1 protein-coding gene, 1 tRNA gene and 1 pseudogene are annotated in these 863 nt (G+C 70.9%); all 3 read right to left on the bottom strand.

Going from position 1 to position 863, the window contains the following annotated elements; translation table 11 throughout:
- A tRNA-Ser gene (locus U9980_RS17680) sits at positions 1-87 on the bottom strand.
- A 144-nt stretch (positions 88-231) separates the two neighbouring features.
- The gene (tadA, locus tag U9980_RS17675) at positions 232-684 is read right to left on the bottom strand and encodes a tRNA adenosine(34) deaminase TadA (RefSeq protein WP_322751915.1); all 453 of its coding nucleotides are present in this window, start codon (positions 682-684) and stop codon (positions 232-234) included.
- A gap of 43 nt (positions 685-727) precedes the next feature.
- Positions 728-863: pseudogene (locus U9980_RS17670) on the bottom strand (tRNA adenosine deaminase); the annotation flags it as partial.

The raw sequence follows: 863 nt of genomic DNA, 5'->3' as shown, positions 1-863 counted from the left end.
CGGTGGAGGTGGGATTTGAACCCACGGAGGGGTTGCCCCCTCACACGCTTTCGAGGCGTGCGCCCTCGGCCACTAGGCGACTCCACCGTTCGCTAGCTTACTGGACGCAGCGGCCATCGTGGCGGGTACCCGTCGACGGGTACGGACCCGTCGGAGCTGCGCACCCCGGCCCCGCGACGCCGGGTCCCTATTGCCGGGCGTTCTTAACTGGGTGCTCTTAGCTGGGTGCTCTTAGCTGGGTGCTCGTCGCGGGATGCGGCGGGCGGCGAAGAAATCCGTGAGAAGGCGTGCGCATTCCTGTTCCCGCACTCCTGTGATCACCTCGGGACGGTGGTTGAGGCGCGGGTCGCGGACGGCGTCCCACAGCGACCCGACCGCACCTGCTTTCGGATCATGTGCCCCGTAGACCAACCGATCGACCCGGGCGAGGACGAGGGCGCCCGCGCACATCGTGCACGGTTCCAGGGTGACGACCAGCGTCGCACCGGACAGCCGCCACGAGCCGGTGGCTGCCGCCGCGGCACGTAGCGCGACCACCTCTGCGTGAGCGGTAGGGTCCTGGTCGGCCTCGCGGGCGTTACGGCCCCGGCCGATGATCTTTCCGTCCGGGCCGGCCACCACGGCACCCACCGGAACGTCCCCGGTGGCCGACGCCTGCTCGGCCTCCGCCAGCGCGGCACCCATCAGGGCGGCGAACCGGGCCGCGTCGCCGGGTATGCCCGTCACGTCAGCTCCCGATCTCGTCCAGGATGTCCGCGCAGCCGGCGCGTTCGCTGATCGCGGCTGCGACGTCCCCGGGCAGGAGGCCCTCCTCCGTGATCAGTTCGAGGAGGGCGTCCGCGTCGGTGCCGACGTCTGCAAGC

Origin of the sequence: Protofrankia sp. Cr1 (assembly GCF_963555865.1) — a bacterium.
Classification (GTDB): Bacteria; Actinomycetota; Actinomycetes; order Frankiales; family Frankiaceae; genus Protofrankia.
This window is presented reverse-complemented; position numbering and strand designations above follow the sequence as displayed.

Coding starts and splice junctions, on each gene's coding strand:
- tadA (WP_322751915.1), bottom strand. CDS start 684: ATGGGTGCCGCGCTGGCGGAGGCCGAGCAGGCGTCGGCCACCGGGGAC.